Origin of the sequence: Marinobacter sp. (genome assembly GCF_048269445.1) — a bacterium.
Taxonomy (GTDB): domain Bacteria; phylum Pseudomonadota; class Gammaproteobacteria; order Pseudomonadales; family Oleiphilaceae; genus Marinobacter.
On the sequence record NZ_JBLXIQ010000002.1, the window covers coordinates 240,338 to 254,627 of the forward strand.

Below are 14,290 nucleotides of genomic sequence, written 5' to 3' on the forward strand. Positions count from 1 at the left end.
AAGCGGGCAATAGGGGGAGCTTGCCGGTTCGCGAGACAAAATCCTCGAAAACACACTATAGCAAACTGATACAAGCACGAGGTGACGGAACCATAATTATCGGCGACAACGGCCACGTCGAACTGGTCAAACTTTGACCACTCCGCAGCAAGAACTAGACTAACTAATGACTCTGATGTTCGCTGGAGAGTCTTGTCCCCGGTGGTGCACAAGACGATTTTGCTGGATGCACACAAAACCGGGGCAGGTTCAGCGCCGGTCTCGTCCGGCGCTGGAAGCCATGGTTTAGCGTTCAAAAAGGAACTTTAAAATGGCCAGCAAAGATAAGGCGAACGAAGAATCCCCTCTCTCTGCCTCCGAGGTTGCCGAACGTTTCGACAAAAGTCCGAAAGGTAAAATACCAAAAGATCTGCAGTCCATGTTGCTGCCGGAACCCAAGCCCTACAAGTATAAAGGGATTGATGCCGAACGGGATTCGCAGTCTGACGTAAAGCCTACCGCGCCAATGATTCCCAAGTGGTTTGGGGTAAGCGCCCTACCCTGCAGGGAGAAGCCGCTAAAACCGCCTCGTGTTCTTCTGAATGGAAAAGACCTCCGGCCTCTGACTGTTTTTAATCCGGAGGATCGCAGAATTTACAACGACATCAGCTATCCATGGGGAACCATTTGCAAGGTCCTGACGTCGTCCGGCAGCGGATCGGGTGTCATTGTTGGCCCCAGGCATGTGCTGACGGCAAGTCATGTCGTTGACTGGAGCTCAAATGGCGCGGGCACCGTCGAGGTTCATCGATCCGGCGGTTCAGTCCGTGCCGTCACCGCCATCACCAGAGTCTGGTTTTATACAAAGGTGACCGGCAGCGTTGGCTGGTTTGAGCTCGACGAGGACTATGCGGTTCTGGTCACCGCTGATCGTATTGGCGATCTGTTCGGATGGATGGGCACGCGGACGTATAACAGTTCGTGGGATGACGAACCATACTGGTTCAATATCGGCTATCCCGGAAGTATTGGCAGCGCCTTGCGCCCGACCTTTCAGCGCGATAAGACGCTGAATGAGCCATGGTATGATCTCGGCCCCGCTCGTTCCATGGAAACCCATGCGGACCTGACACCCGGAAACTCCGGAGGCCCCATGTTCGCTTTCTGGAGCGATGGCCCCTATGTTGTGGCGGTGGTATCGGCTGAAGATACCGACGAAAACTGGTGCGCTGGTGGTTCCTGGTTAACCAAACTTGTGCGCCATGCACGGGATCAGGATTCGTAAAGGGCCCGACCGGATCTGAGTAACGGGACCCAGAAGATTATCGCGGTAATGGGGCGGCAACTGAACCAGCGCTTGTCACCCTCCCATCGCCATGCTTCACTTCCGGAACCCGTACCCACATCCCAATTGGAGACTACTGTATGTCCAATCCGGTCACTGTCAGTTCGTTAACGCCGACCGTTGCCCGTCGGCTTTGGCTGTTGCTGCTCAGTGTCGTGCTCCTTCCTGGGCGGGTGTTCCACGGTGTACTACAAAACCATGTAAAAATTCGGGTATGAAAAGCGCGACATTCTGGTAGACCGGGTGGAAGACGCACGAGACAGACATCGAAGAAGTGCAGGTAACCGCAGAAGACCTGCAGGCTTTTTGCAAGGGCAAGATCGCCCACTTCAAGATCCCGAAGAACTACAAGTTCGTGGATGAGTTCCCGATGACCGTGACCGGGAAAATCCGGAAGTTCAAGATGCGGGAGATTTCTATCGAGGAAATGGGGTTGAAGAAGTAAGCGTTAGAGGCGACGCTACCATGGGACTGTCGATCAAGAAAACCGAATTTTCGGCGGAAGAGTTTGAACGGTTTGCTGCCAAGGTCCGGATGGACCTTACAGCACTCACTCGTCTTCTGAACCGGCCCGGCTTTGGTGAGGGGGAGAGTTCTATTGGCGCCGAAGTCGAGTTCTACATCGTAAACCCGGACCTGCGAGTTCAACCCATCAACACAGAAATCGCCGCCAGCGTTCAGGACCCCCAACTGACGGTTGAGCTCAACCGCTTCAATCTCGAATACAACCTCAGTCCCCAGGCCTTCAGGGGCGATCCTTTTGCCAGAACAGAGCAAGAGCTGCTCGCTGCCATCGGACGAATCAACCAGCACGCCGCGCCTCTAGGCGGGGAACTGGTACCGATTGGCATTCTGCCCACCCTTCGCCAGTCCGATATCGATGCGAAGGTGATGACCGACGAACCCCGCTACCATGCTCTGTCCAAAGCGCTGCTCAAGCAGCGAGGCGAGCCATTCAGCATCCATATCGGCGGCCACGATGTCATAGATCTGGAGGCCGACGACGTCACCATGGAAGGGGCCAACACCTCGTTCCAGCTGCACTGGCGTGTTCCTGCCCACCGTTTCGCCGATTATTTCAATGCGGTCCAACTGGTCACGCCTATCGTCCTGGCTCTGGCCAGCAATTCGCCCAGCCTGTTTGGCCACCACCTCTGGGACGAAACCCGCATTGCCCTGTTCAAGCAATCCATCGACAGCCGATCCCCCAATCATAAAACCTGGCGCCACCCGCCAAGGGTCTATTACGGAAACGGCTGGGCACGCAGTGCCTGGGAACTGTTTGCGGCCTCCGCATCGCTGTATCCTCCGATCATTCCACTGATGTCGGATGAGGATCCGATGGGTGTCATTGATCGTGGAGAGGTGCCAAAACTGGCCGAGCTGCGCCTGCACCAGGGCACCACATGGCCCTGGAACCGGGCCATCTTTGATCACGCAGATGGTGGTCATCTGCGCATCGAGATTCGTTCTATGCCTGCAGGCCCGACTGCCGTTGATATGTGTGCGAACGGACTGTTCGTGATCGGGGCTGCCTTGGCAGTGCTGGAAGACATCCCTCATCTGACGTCGATACTCCCCTTCCATTACACTGAACACAATTTCTACCGCGCCGCCAAATATGGCATCGGCGCAGACATCATCTGGCCGCACAAGGATCAGGTTCAGTTGCAGGATACACCCCTGTTGACCGTGGCCCGTGAGCTGCTGCCGCGCGCCCGGGAAGCATTGAAACGAACAGCCGTGGACGAGACCGAAATTCACCGTCTGCTGGGAATCATCGAAGGCCGCATTGAATCCAACATGTCTGGTGCCCGGTGGCAGCGCCACAGCACCGAGTCTTTTTTCAGGTCCCGGAGTCCCGATGAGGCGTTCCGGAGTATGCTGTCCCTTTACATGGCCAACCAGAAGAAAAACCTGCCGCTCCATGAATGGACGCTATCCCCGTGAGCAACTCGAACGCTCTTGATTATCTGAATAACCCGTCCCCCCGGACGCTGGGCCGCTCACCCCTTGAGTGGCTGGACCGACTGCACAAGCCCACCGTTGTTCGTGTTGCCGGTCGTGACCGCTCCCGTACCCGAGCCATGGCAACGCTTCTTCACGGTAATGAACCTTCGGGTCTGTTTGCGCTTCACCGGTGGCTACTTGAGCAGCACACGCCCGAGGTCAACATGCTGTTTCTCCTCGGAGGCGTCTATCCCGCAAAGATTCCACCCACGTTTTCACTTCGCCAGCTGCCCGAAGGACGTGACCTCAACCGGTGTTTCAAAGAACCCTTTGCGGGGGAAGAAGGTGCGATTGCCGCGGCCATGCTGGCAGAGCTTCGCGATGAGAACCCCGAATGCTTGCTGGACGTCCACAACACGTCGGGCACAGGTCCGGCCTTCGCTGTGACCATCACCAATGACGCCGCCCATCAGGCGCTGACCTCGCTCTACACCGACCGCCTCATCATGACGGACCTTCGTCTGGGCGCGTTGATGGAATATTCTGAACAGGAGGTACCCACGGTGACCATCGAATGTGGTGGGGCCGAGGATGATCAGGCTCATCAACTGGCGTACGAGGGACTCGTTCGGTATACATCGAGACCAGACGTGTTGTCACTGGACAAAGCGGAGTGGGACGTCGCCGTACTGCGAAATCCGATTCGGGTGGAGCTGGCTCCTGAAGCGACCATAGAATACCGCCATGAGCCCACCGGCCAGGCTGACCTCACGTTTCCGCCAGACATCGAACACCGCAACTTTGGAATTGTTTCCCCGGATGAACCTCTAGGATGGATTGGGAAAAAAGGCCTTAGCGTACTCACAGCGATCGGCCACAACCGGACCGAGAACATGGAGCGGGTTTTTCGAGTCAAGGACGGGCAGATCTACCCCGCCCAGGCCATCAGAGCCTTTATGATTACCACCAACCCGGTTATTGCGAAGAGTGATTGCCTGTTCTATGCGGTCAAGGCAACAGGCGAACCCATTTTCTAAAACCCAACTGAATGATTTTCCAGGACACTCCGTGGAGAAATGCCAAACCACAAGTTGATGAATCCTTTTCGCGATAAAAATTGTTGCTATCCCATTTTTCGGGTACGGATTGCCCAAGTCGCGCGTGAATATGGCCTTCAGCCGGCTGAAGGCAGGTTGCCTCCCAGCATGTTCTCGACCACTGCCGCATTATAGAAGGCTTCCACCGTCTGTATTTTGTCGTTCCGCACACGAAACCAGACGGCAAGCCGCACGTCCCCGATCGGTTCAAAGTTGGTCCGGTAGTCCAGAATCGCGAACACGTGCTCGCCGTCAGCACTAAGCTGACGAACGATCAGATCTTTCTGAATGGCCGCCATACCGAATTGATAGGACAGCATGTCGTCTGGACGAAGGAAACGCATGTTCGGCCCCACATACTCAAACCCCTCGTCAACCAGCAGGTTCTTTGCCTCGTCAAAACGCTGGGCATGGATATCAGCAATGAACTGCGCCACGATATCTTTCGGCTGCATGAATAGACTCCAATTCTAGGAGGGGAACAATCCCGGTGCCTGGATTCAGGTAGATGCCATAAAAACGTTGCACACCTGTGTCACCTGTATATCAAAAAGCAGGTGATGACAAATGAGTTCGTGGACAAAGGGCTGCGGATTACCTGAGTTGACTGTCCTTGCTGGCACGGCGATTAATGCCGCTGGCATAGGTTTCCTGCTTTTCGAGGGCTGACTGACACGCAATGCAAAGTCGAACGCCGGGAATCGCTTTGCGGCGCGCTTCCGGAATAACACAGTCACACTCGTCGCAACGGACAGCGCTCTCGCCTTTAACCAATTGGCTCCGTGCGCGTTGCACGCCATCTTCAACGCTGGCGTCAATTTGATCCTGAACAGCGCCGTCCCGTGACCAACCTCCTGCCATGGCATCCTCCAATCTCTGAATGATTGATGTAGTCCGAAGATCAGCTTGGCACCAAGTTTAAGCGTAGCCAAGCCCCGCAGGAGAATCCAGACGGGTAGAGCTCACCTCGTGACCATTGTAAATTACCTCCCATACGAGCTAATTTTACAGACAGGGAGGGACGGATCATGGATCAGGGTGATGTCCAGATACCGGACGACAACTTGCCGGAACACAGTGAGGGTATCCGGGTAGGCCGGGAGCTTCTGGAGGCCACGAGGCCCTACGTTGAACAATCTTCTGCAACAAGCTGGTGGCACGTCGGCTCTACCTTTGTGTTGGTGATTGCTGCGCTGACCGCCGCCGGGGTGATGCAGTGGTGGCCCATCAGAGTGGTATTTTCGGTACTGGCCGCCCTGCTGATGGTGCGAGCCTTCATCACCTTTCACGATTATCTGCACGGAGCGATTCTCAAAGATTCCCGGGTTGCCTACTGGCTCTTCCATGCCTTCGGGGCTCTGATGCTGACACCAACACGCTCCTGGAGTGCCAGTCACAATTATCACCATGGCCATGTCGGCCAGATTTCGGAGGCCAGTGTCGGCGCCTTTCCACTTATAACCGCCCGTATGTGGCGGGACTCAACTCGGTGGCAGCGCTTCACCTATCGCGCCCAGCGGAACCCATTGGTGGTGCTGTTGAGTTATCCGATTGTTTTTGGTTTAAACATTACACTCATACCCTTATTGAAGGACCCTCGCAAACACCTTGACTCCCTGACAGCACTGGTCAGTCATTTCGCGTTGATCGCCGTGGTGTGGGTGCTGGGCGGGTTCAGCCTGGTTTTCTTCGTCATCCTGCTGCCCATGACCCTTGCCTCTGCGATGGGGTGCTACCTGTTTTTTGCCCAGCACAGTTTCCGACGCATGCTGATTGCCTCGCCCGAAGCCTGGACTTATTACCGGGGAGCCATGGAGTCTTCAAGTTACATGCGGATGAATCGGGTCATGCAGTGGTTTACCGGGAATATTGGCTACCACCATATTCACCATCTCAACGTTCGCATTCCGTTTTACCGCCTTCCCGAAGTGATGGCCGCGATTCCTGAGCTGCAATCACCGCTAACAACCACCCTCGCACCCGGCGACATTGCCGACTGCTTCCGGTATGCGCTTTGGGATGAAAAGAAGCAGCGTATGGTGTCCTATCGGGAGGCAAGCGCTTGATTCAGCACTTGTCAGCGCCCCGTCGCCATGCTTCACTTTCGGGACCGGGACCCGCACCCACTTCCCAGCCGGAGACTACTCTATGCCCAATCCCGTCACTGTCAGTTCGATAACGCCACCCGGTGCACGGCCGCTGTGGCTGTTGCTGCCCGGTGTCGCACTGCAGGGTGGGTGTTCCTCCATGTAATTCAAGACCATGGAAAACTCGGGTATGAAAAGCGCGACATCCTGGTGGACCGGGTGGAGTCCGAGGCCTTTATCCGGCGCTTCCGTGAGGGCAGTTAACACCTGGCGCGATATGGCGGCGAGCATGGTCTGACCTAAGCCACTTCGAAACCAGGAAATCGAGGGAGCCGAAACTATGGCGCACCAAACCGCCGACCCTGCGCTCGGGTCGGCATTGATGCAGTTTGATGTAGCGCTGGGAAATTTTGCCCGCGCCCGCCGCACCGACCCCAGGGCATCCAGCCTTGGACTGCTTGAGCGTAGCCGGATGCTGATGACGCTCCCGGGGGGCTTTGATGCCCTGTACCGGCGGGTCCGCTCGCTGGAATCTGCGGGCATCTTCGGCACCAGCGACTGGGCTCAGCCCGCCATCCTGCAGCCGGCACTGGCAAAGCACTCCCTGCGTGAGGCCGGCGCTGTTACCACCATCGTTGAGGCAATCAGCGAGCTACGAATGCTTGCCGTCTCCCGGGGGGACTACTTCCACCCCGGCATTTCTGCAGAACAGGCACGCTATTTCCTGACCCAGGTTATGGCCCTGAACCTGGACCTGTTGTCTGGCCAACTCACAGAAGCCGACCGGGAGCGCCCGAAACAGCTCGGCATGATTGTCCAGGAACTCTACCGGTATCTGATTTCCCAGCTCGGCTATGACAGCCTGCTGGACAGCCTGGTGGCGGAGGTCTGGCGCCTTCTGGAACAGGGACCGGTGCAGGTCGACAGCATCTGCGAGATGATTGGCCAGATCGCCAAGTGCCTTTATGACCCGAAGATAGAAACCAACGGCAACGCCAACGCCACCCGCCTGGTCAACGCCCTGTTTGCGCCCACACCGGGCAGCATCGAAGACCCGGGCCTTCAAGTCTATGAGAAACGACTGGCGGAGATGGACGACGTAACCCTGGCTTCCGAAGCCACCTACTTTGCCCGCAGCATGCACGACACCGGCCTTGCCTCCCCTTATCACGCGGTGATGCTGAGGTTCCTGCGCAACAGTGATCAGGACGATCTGATACCTAACACGCTGGGGCTGACCATGACCGGCCTGGACGACCTTTATTGCTACACCGAACTGGTTCATGCCCTGATTGACGAAGCTATCTACCCGGAAACCTGCCAGGCCGTTTATGGCCTTACCATGATGCTGGAGCGGGGCTCACTGTTTACGCCCTCCGTAGCTCAGGCCCTGTGGCGGCAAATCAAGCTGCCCTTGTCAGCAGAGACTGCCCACACCCTAAAAGAGGCTTTTGGCAGCGCCCAACCACCCCGGGTATTCCTGCTGGCTGGTGTCATCAACCTTCTGGGCCAGCCGCTGGGTGTGGGCCAGGGCAACAACCCCACTTGCCAGTCTGCTATCGGCCTGTCGGTATGGGCATCCAACGAGGCGGATTATCTGCTCCAGGTACTGGCCTGGGCGGCCCGGGACAACGAAGTGCTGAGCCGCTTTGAAGGCCAGGAAGTCTCTTCCCGAGATCTGGAGCCCGGGCTGGTCAAGGAAACGCCGGTCGATGTGGACCCGGTATCATTGGTCCTGATTCCACACCTGGACCGCCTCTACGGGGAAATGTGGCGCCGATGTGAAAATCGGGATGATGATGCTCACCGCTGGATTAACCCGGAGTTCTATGGCTGGTGGGTCAGCCACGGGTTCTGCGTGGTGGCCGATGTCCACACCGGCGAGATAAGAGACTACGAGGGTTTCATCCGGCATTTCTACGCCAGCTATCACCCCTTCTATAACGGGCACATGCCGGTGATCCACGCACAGCCCGCCGGCATTGCCGTAACGGACAGTGCCGCACGTTTTGTGGGCCGCCATGCCATCAACATCCTGCGGGTCGGACTCAGCCCCCGCGGTGAGATGCGGGTTTACTTCTTCAACCCCAACAACGACAGCGGCCAGGACTGGGGCCAGGGAATCACCTGCTCCACCCGGGGCCACGGCGAATTTCGCGGCGAGGCCTCCCTGCCCATTGCCGAATTCACCTCCCGGCTGTATGCATTCCATTACGACACCCTGGAACTGGGCGACATGTCGGCAATACCGGATGAGGAAGTCGCCCGTGTGATGGAGCTTGGCTACACCAGTTGGGCGGCATCCTCGGAAGAATCGCCGGAATGATCCTGTAAGCGATGCGGCCCTAATAGCTTTCTGTTTTTCCGGTTACCGGCGTTAGCGGCTCACCCTCCTCGTTCTGCAGCTGGTAATCATAGGCCGCCTGCAGGCCGGTCTCTTCTTCACCCTCTTCTTCAGGCTCGTACTCAAGGTACCGCGGGTACAGTGGCGAGAACATGGCCACGACAATGCCTATCGTGCAGAACATGGCAAACGCATCGGCGTAACCGACTTCATTCACCAGCATACCAACGATGGGCGATCCAGCCGCCTGGCCGAGTGAGACCGCCATGAACGGCAGCACCGGCCCCATGGACAGCCGGCCCGGCAACAGGCGGATACCAGTCATCAGATAGAGCCCTGTCAGGCTCATATAAGCCAGCCCGAAAACCAGCGCGGAAAACGCCGCAATCAGCAGGTTGTCGGGGCTGGCAGCAAGCAATGCCAGACTCGCCGCCAGCATCATCAGCATCAGCGCCTGGGTGATCGGTGGGTTGTTGCGATCGGCCAGGTCCGCCACCACGGCGCCACCGAGACCTGCGATACCAACCGCCAGCCATAGCCACCCGGTGGCATCGGACGGCATCGCACCCAAGGTGACCACCAGGTCAGGCGCGAAGATCCAGTAAGCGGCGGAGACGAAACCCATCATGAAGGCAAACAGGGAAAGCCTTAACAGACGCCACCACTGCTGAGCACTGATGGGAGGCGGGGACGCGGCATTTGAAGGAGTAACACGGGACACCGAAGGGATGAAGAACCAGGTGGCAAACACCCCGAGGAGGGCCAGAACCGCAAAGGACGCATAGGCATAGCGCCAGGCCCCGGCCAGGAACAGAATCGTCGGCACAGCAACCACCACGCCAATACTGGTGCCAGCATTCATCACCGAGCTGACCCGCCCGTGCAGGGAACGTTTCACCAAGGCCTGCATCGCCGCCGTGAGCGCCGGCATCATCAGGCCCGTGCAGATGCCGCAGGCAACCACGCCCACACCGAGGGAAACCGCGCCAGCAGCCTGACTGATCAGCGCCAGACCGGCAACTCCGAAAATACCCGACACCATTGCCGTGTTGCGGGCACCAAGACGATCAGCGGATAGCGGCGCAACCATGGTGGCGAGGACAAAACTGATCAGCGGCAGCGCGCCAATGATACCGATCACGTCCGGGGTCAGACCCAACTCGGCGCGGATCGGGGGCACAAACAAGCCAAATGCAAAGCGTGCGAGCCCGTAACTGATCGCAATCAGTGCGGCCCCTAAAAGCGCAAACGCCGTACTCGAGGGAAACTTCATTCCACCTCCGCCAGACACCCGTGCCATGTATATCCACTGCAAGTTTCAGCGTAGCCGGTATGGAAACCATCAGCCAAGTCTGTGTTCAAAAAACGCGCCGGGTTAGGCTGTCTGTTTAATGAACAGCATTGTGAGTAACGGCTATGGGACAGATATCGGAGCAACCCGGCACACTGGCATCGGCGATCCCTCCGGTCGACCCTAAGTGCGCCGCATTGATCAAAAAGGAAGGTTAAAAAGTCAAGCAGCTGGAACCGATGGGCGCCCGAGAAATCCATTCCACCCATGGGGTCCACCCCGCCACGCCCGGACGAAACAGGCACATTTTTCGTTGTTCCAACGACAGCCCTCACGGAATCCTCGGGGGCGGCACCCATTTCGCCCATCAAGGTGCGGCCTTCGACGCTCTGCCAAAGGAGAAACAGGAATTCCGGGAGGGCCTCGTTTCTGTCAATTCCGCGTCAAGCGTGACCCATCCCGTCGTCCATACCCATCCGATTTCCGGGCACAAAAGTGTCTGGCTTCACCTGGGAATGACCGGCGCGGTTATTGAAAGGCTGCCGGACGATGAACTCACCCTGGATCAGCTAAAGACCATGTCGGCATCCGCCGAGGCTCATCTGCCGGTGGAGTGGGATTCCGCTGGAAGGACGACATCCGCATGCAAAACTGATCCAGTCGGTTTGCATACGGATGGTCTCACTGCACTGGCTGACACCCGCGAACCGCAAGGGAAATATTGGTGGCTGCCTGGATCTGATCGTAATACCTGGCGGCCGCTTGCACGCCCATATTGGCATAGTTGCCAGCGGTGGGGCTGATCAGCTCGCCCAGCTGAGCCCAGGCCGAAGCAGACTGTCGGTCCTGCTGGTAGGCTGAGAACGCCTGATAGATCTCGTTACAGGTAATGCCATCACCGTCCATCGCCGCCGATGAGACGTGGGACGAGGTCTGACAGCCCGCCAGGGCCGCCGCTGTCAGAAAAAGCACCAGACTTTTCACGGTCATTAATCGTATCTCCCGGAATTGAACAGGATTCGTTCTGAAAATGTGGCTAGCATGGTCTAACACAAGCCACTGCAAAGCCAGGAAAAGGAAGCAATTCCTGCTATTGTTGGCATTCGCTCATGAAGATTTCTTATGAAAGACGTACCCCAAAAACCGACCGGAACCCGCGGCTACTCCTGGAAATTGTCCGCCGCCGGCTGGGGGAAAGATGGCACCGCCCTGACCACAGCCAGCCGCACCTTTCACTCCGGCCTCTGGTCGGGCGCTGCAATCGTGCCAGCGTCGATCATTGCCTGAACATCGTCACCGGAATAACCGCATTCCAGCAGCAAGCCACGGGAGTGCTGTCCCAGCTCTGGCGCACCTTGCCACGGCTGCCGGGGCGAGGCCGAAAACCGGGCGGCTCCCCGAGCCTGGCGAACCAGCCCGCCCTTAGGGTGCCGGTAGTTGTTCAACAGCTCGTTGGCCTGAACCTGAGGGTGGTCCAACATCTCCGTGCGGGTGAGAACCGGGGCGCAAGGCACCTGCTCTTCCTCCAGTCTTGCCAGCCAGTGTTCGGCGGAGTCTGTCTGGATGACCGACTGAATCAGCGCCAGCCTGGCGTCGATGTTTTCCTGGCGCAACTCGGCGGTAAGGAATCGTGGGTCTGCAGCCCATTCCGGACGATTCAGGGCGCGGATCAGCGCCTGCCACTCCCGGTCGTTCTGAACCGCGATGGTGATGTGGCCACTGGCGGTCTGGTAGATCAGGTCCTGAAAACTGGCCGCCTCCTGCTGCGCCACATCGCCCTGCACAAAGGTCTGACTGCCCATGTCCGAACTCCACAGAAACGCAATGATGGTGTCGAGCATGGACAGCCGCACATGCTGACCTTCACCGCTTCGCTCACGGGCAAACAGAGCCGCTGTGATGGCCTGTGCCGCCGTCACACCGGTCAGCTTGTCGGGCAAAATGGTTCTGACCAGTTGCGGCCGGCGCTCGTCTGACCCGGCCTGAACCGTCGCCAGGCCTGAGAGCCCCTGAATCAGCGGATCGTAAACCGGGCGCTGGGCATAGGGGCCGGTGTCGCCGAAACCGCTGATCGACACCATGATCAGATTTGGCGCGACTTTGCGCAATTCATCCTCACCCAGACCCATCCTTTCGATTACGCCCGGCCGAAAGTTTTGAACAAACACATCGGCAGTCGCAACCAGCTTCAGCAAGGCCTCACGCCCCGCAGGCTCTTTCAGGTTCAGCGCAATGGACTTTTTGTTGCGGTTGTTGTTGATAAACGACGCCGACACGCCGCCCTGCCGGTTGGCAGCGAAGCGGGTGAAATCGCCACCGGCCGGATTCTCCACCTTGATCACTTCGGCGCCCTGGTCTGCCAGCATCATGGTGGCCAGGGGCCCGGAAATCATGGCGGTAAGGTCGATGATGCGGATACCGTCGAGAGGGGCCTTCATGGCGGGCTCCTGTGGTGGTCAGTGTGTCGGTGTGTCAGTCTGCGTTCGGGTTCACTTCAGGTTGTCACGGTGTACGTACACACCGAATGTGCCTCATGTAGGGAACAAGAGCCAGTTTTGTCATTATCCGGCGCCCAACGTAAGCGCAACGTGTTCTTTCAGCCGCCAGAATCTTTTCATGAAAGCGCATGTGCAGTATTACCACGCGGCAATCCTCCCGACACCTTGAAAACAGTGGCTCTGTCCCAACATAAAGGGTAGTTTGACGTTGCCGCCTGCCGGTCTGGCGTCTCCCCTTTTTCATGCAACCACCACCGGGACAGAACACTATGGAAGCTCTTCAAAAACCGTTTCAACAGCGGTCTGCCTGGCAACTGGCGTCGCTGATGGCGCTGGTTTTATTACTCAGTGGCTGTGGCATCAATAACATCCCCACCTACGATGAGAAAGTCACCGCCGCCTGGTCCCAGGTGGAAAACCAGTACCAGCGCCGTGCAGACCTGATTCCCAACCTGGTGGAAACCGTCAAGGGTTTCGCGGCCCAGGAGCAGGAAACCCTAACCGCGGTCATCGAGGCGCGCTCCAAGGCCACCTCGATTCAGGTGGACGAGAGTATTCTCAACAATCCCGAGAAGCTGAAACAGTTCCAACAGGCCCAGGGTGAGCTGAGCAGTGCCCTGAGCCGACTGATGGCGGTGTCGGAACGGTATCCGGATCTGAAATCGAACCAGAACTTCCTGGCGTTGCAGTCTCAACTTGAAGGCACGGAAAACCGTATCGCCGTCGCGCGCCGGGACTTCATCCAGGCGGTGGAGCGTTACAACACCGAGCTGCGCACCTTCCCGGGCAAGATCTGGCACAGCATCCTGTACAGCGATCTGGAGCCCCGCGCCAACTTTGAAGCCACCACGGACAACGCGGATGAAGCGCCCGCGGTGGAATTCTGATGGCTGTCCCGTTCCACAAGAATTGGTTGATGGTATTACTGGTGTTGCTGCCAGCCACCGTGTGGGCCCAGTCCACGCCGGAGTTTCCCGAACTGACTGGCCGGGTGGTAGACCGGGCGGAGATGCTCTCTCCTGAGGTGGAAACACGCCTGAGCCAGATGCTTCAGGCCCACGAGGAGGCCAGCACGGAACAGGTTGTGGTGGTTACCTTACCGGACCTTCAGGGTTTTCCCATTGAGGATTTTGGCTATCAGTTGGGCCGGCACTGGGGTATCGGTCAAAAGGGCGAGGATAACGGCGCCCTGCTGATCGTGGCTAAGGAGGAACGCAAAATCCGCATTGAGGTGGGCTATGGCCTGGAAGGCCGGCTAACCGACGCCGAATCTTCTGTCATCATTAATCGCGTAATTACCCCGGCGTTCCGTCAGGGGGATTTTCAGGCCGGTATCGTTAACGGCGCCGCCGCCATGATCCAGGTTCTGGGTGGCGAGCCCTTGGCAGCGTCTCAAGGCCAACAGCCCGTTGCACTGCAGGAAAAGCCCAAAGCCGGAATGGTCGCGCTGTTCTTCATCATCATGATGGCGGTGGTGTTCTTTATCGGCAGTCGCGGTGGCCGTGGCGGCCGTGGGGGCGCTGCCCTATTAGGCGCGGCTCTGCTGGGTGGCGCCATGGGTGGCCGCGGCGGCGGCTTCGGTGGTGGCGGTTTTGGTGGCGGCGGAGGCGGCTTCGGCGGCGGCGGTGCTTCTGGTGGCTGGTAGCTCCACATTGGTATTCGCGAACGCTGAACCCCCTCACCTGACAATGAGAATCAC

13 protein-coding genes and 1 pseudogene are annotated in these 14,290 nt (G+C 58.0%); 8 read left to right on the forward strand and 6 right to left on the reverse strand.

Annotated features, from left to right (window positions below):
* The first annotated feature begins 310 nt into the window (after positions 1-310).
* The 4 genes and pseudogenes from ACN0XM_RS04385 to ACN0XM_RS04400 all read left to right on the forward strand — a co-directional run bounded on the left by ACN0XM_RS04385 (position 311) and on the right by ACN0XM_RS04400 (position 4,311).
* Positions 311-1,264, forward strand: coding sequence for a trypsin-like serine peptidase (locus ACN0XM_RS04385; protein WP_417565701.1), 954 nt, complete (start codon positions 311-313; stop codon positions 1,262-1,264).
* A 346-nt stretch (positions 1,265-1,610) separates the two neighbouring features.
* A pseudogene (locus ACN0XM_RS04390) lies at positions 1,611-1,769 on the forward strand (AMP-binding enzyme); the annotation flags it as partial.
* Between the two features lie 20 nt (positions 1,770-1,789).
* Positions 1,790-3,274, forward strand: coding sequence for a hypothetical protein (locus tag ACN0XM_RS04395; RefSeq protein WP_417565702.1), 1,485 nt, complete (start codon positions 1,790-1,792; stop codon positions 3,272-3,274).
* On the forward strand, positions 3,271-4,311 hold the full coding sequence (locus ACN0XM_RS04400; protein WP_417565703.1) for a succinylglutamate desuccinylase: 1,041 nt from the start codon (positions 3,271-3,273) through the stop codon (positions 4,309-4,311). The genes ACN0XM_RS04395 and ACN0XM_RS04400 overlap by 4 nt, the downstream gene beginning before the upstream one ends.
* Before the next feature lie 137 nt (positions 4,312-4,448).
* On the opposite strand, the gene ACN0XM_RS04405 is transcribed toward ACN0XM_RS04400, so the two are convergent.
* Both ACN0XM_RS04405 and ACN0XM_RS04410 read right to left on the reverse strand, forming a co-directional pair.
* The gene (locus ACN0XM_RS04405; RefSeq protein WP_417565704.1) at positions 4,449-4,826 is read right to left on the reverse strand and encodes a nuclear transport factor 2 family protein; all 378 of its coding nucleotides are present in this window, start codon (positions 4,824-4,826) and stop codon (positions 4,449-4,451) included.
* A 139-nt stretch (positions 4,827-4,965) separates the two neighbouring features.
* Positions 4,966-5,232 carry a DksA/TraR family C4-type zinc finger protein gene (locus ACN0XM_RS04410; RefSeq protein ID WP_417565705.1) on the reverse strand — a complete coding sequence of 89 codons (267 nt, stop codon included), beginning with the start codon at positions 5,230-5,232 and terminating at the stop codon, positions 4,966-4,968.
* Positions 5,233-5,399: 167 nt separating this feature from the next.
* Here ACN0XM_RS04410 and ACN0XM_RS04415 point away from each other — a divergent pair, with 167 nt between their 5' ends.
* Complete coding sequence (locus tag ACN0XM_RS04415; RefSeq protein WP_417565706.1) at positions 5,400-6,437, forward strand: fatty acid desaturase family protein; 1,038 nt, start codon at positions 5,400-5,402, stop codon at positions 6,435-6,437.
* Positions 6,438-6,512: 75 nt separating this feature from the next.
* On the opposite strand, the gene ACN0XM_RS04420 is transcribed toward ACN0XM_RS04415, so the two are convergent.
* Complete coding sequence (locus ACN0XM_RS04420) at positions 6,513-6,749, reverse strand: hypothetical protein (RefSeq protein WP_417565707.1); 237 nt, start codon at positions 6,747-6,749, stop codon at positions 6,513-6,515.
* A gap of 49 nt (positions 6,750-6,798) precedes the next feature.
* On the opposite strand from ACN0XM_RS04420, the gene ACN0XM_RS04425 reads away from it, so the two are divergent.
* Positions 6,799-8,784 carry a hypothetical protein gene (locus tag ACN0XM_RS04425; protein ID WP_417565708.1) on the forward strand — a complete coding sequence of 662 codons (1,986 nt, stop codon included), beginning with the start codon at positions 6,799-6,801 and terminating at the stop codon, positions 8,782-8,784.
* A gap of 19 nt (positions 8,785-8,803) precedes the next feature.
* On the opposite strand, the gene ACN0XM_RS04430 is transcribed toward ACN0XM_RS04425, so the two are convergent.
* From ACN0XM_RS04430 to ACN0XM_RS04440, 3 genes are all read right to left on the reverse strand, one after another.
* Positions 8,804-10,075 (reverse strand): MFS transporter, encoded by a 1,272-nt coding sequence (locus ACN0XM_RS04430; RefSeq protein ID WP_417565709.1) that lies wholly within the window; start codon positions 10,073-10,075, stop codon positions 8,804-8,806.
* Between the two features lie 699 nt (positions 10,076-10,774).
* Positions 10,775-11,083, reverse strand: coding sequence for a hypothetical protein (locus ACN0XM_RS04435; RefSeq protein ID WP_417565710.1), 309 nt, complete (start codon positions 11,081-11,083; stop codon positions 10,775-10,777).
* A 242-nt stretch (positions 11,084-11,325) separates the two neighbouring features.
* Entirely contained in the window at positions 11,326-12,531 is a 1,206-nt protein-coding gene (locus tag ACN0XM_RS04440) for a CaiB/BaiF CoA transferase family protein (protein ID WP_417565711.1), read from the reverse strand.
* Between the two features lie 329 nt (positions 12,532-12,860).
* Here ACN0XM_RS04440 and ACN0XM_RS04445 point away from each other — a divergent pair, with 329 nt between their 5' ends.
* Both ACN0XM_RS04445 and ACN0XM_RS04450 read left to right on the forward strand, forming a co-directional pair.
* Positions 12,861-13,478 (forward strand): LemA family protein, encoded by a 618-nt coding sequence (locus ACN0XM_RS04445; protein ID WP_417565712.1) that lies wholly within the window; start codon positions 12,861-12,863, stop codon positions 13,476-13,478.
* A complete protein-coding gene (locus ACN0XM_RS04450; RefSeq protein ID WP_417565713.1) occupies positions 13,478-14,236 on the forward strand; it encodes a TPM domain-containing protein in 759 nt (252 codons plus the stop codon). The genes ACN0XM_RS04445 and ACN0XM_RS04450 overlap by 1 nt, the downstream gene beginning before the upstream one ends.
* Positions 14,237-14,290: the final 54 nt, after the last annotated feature.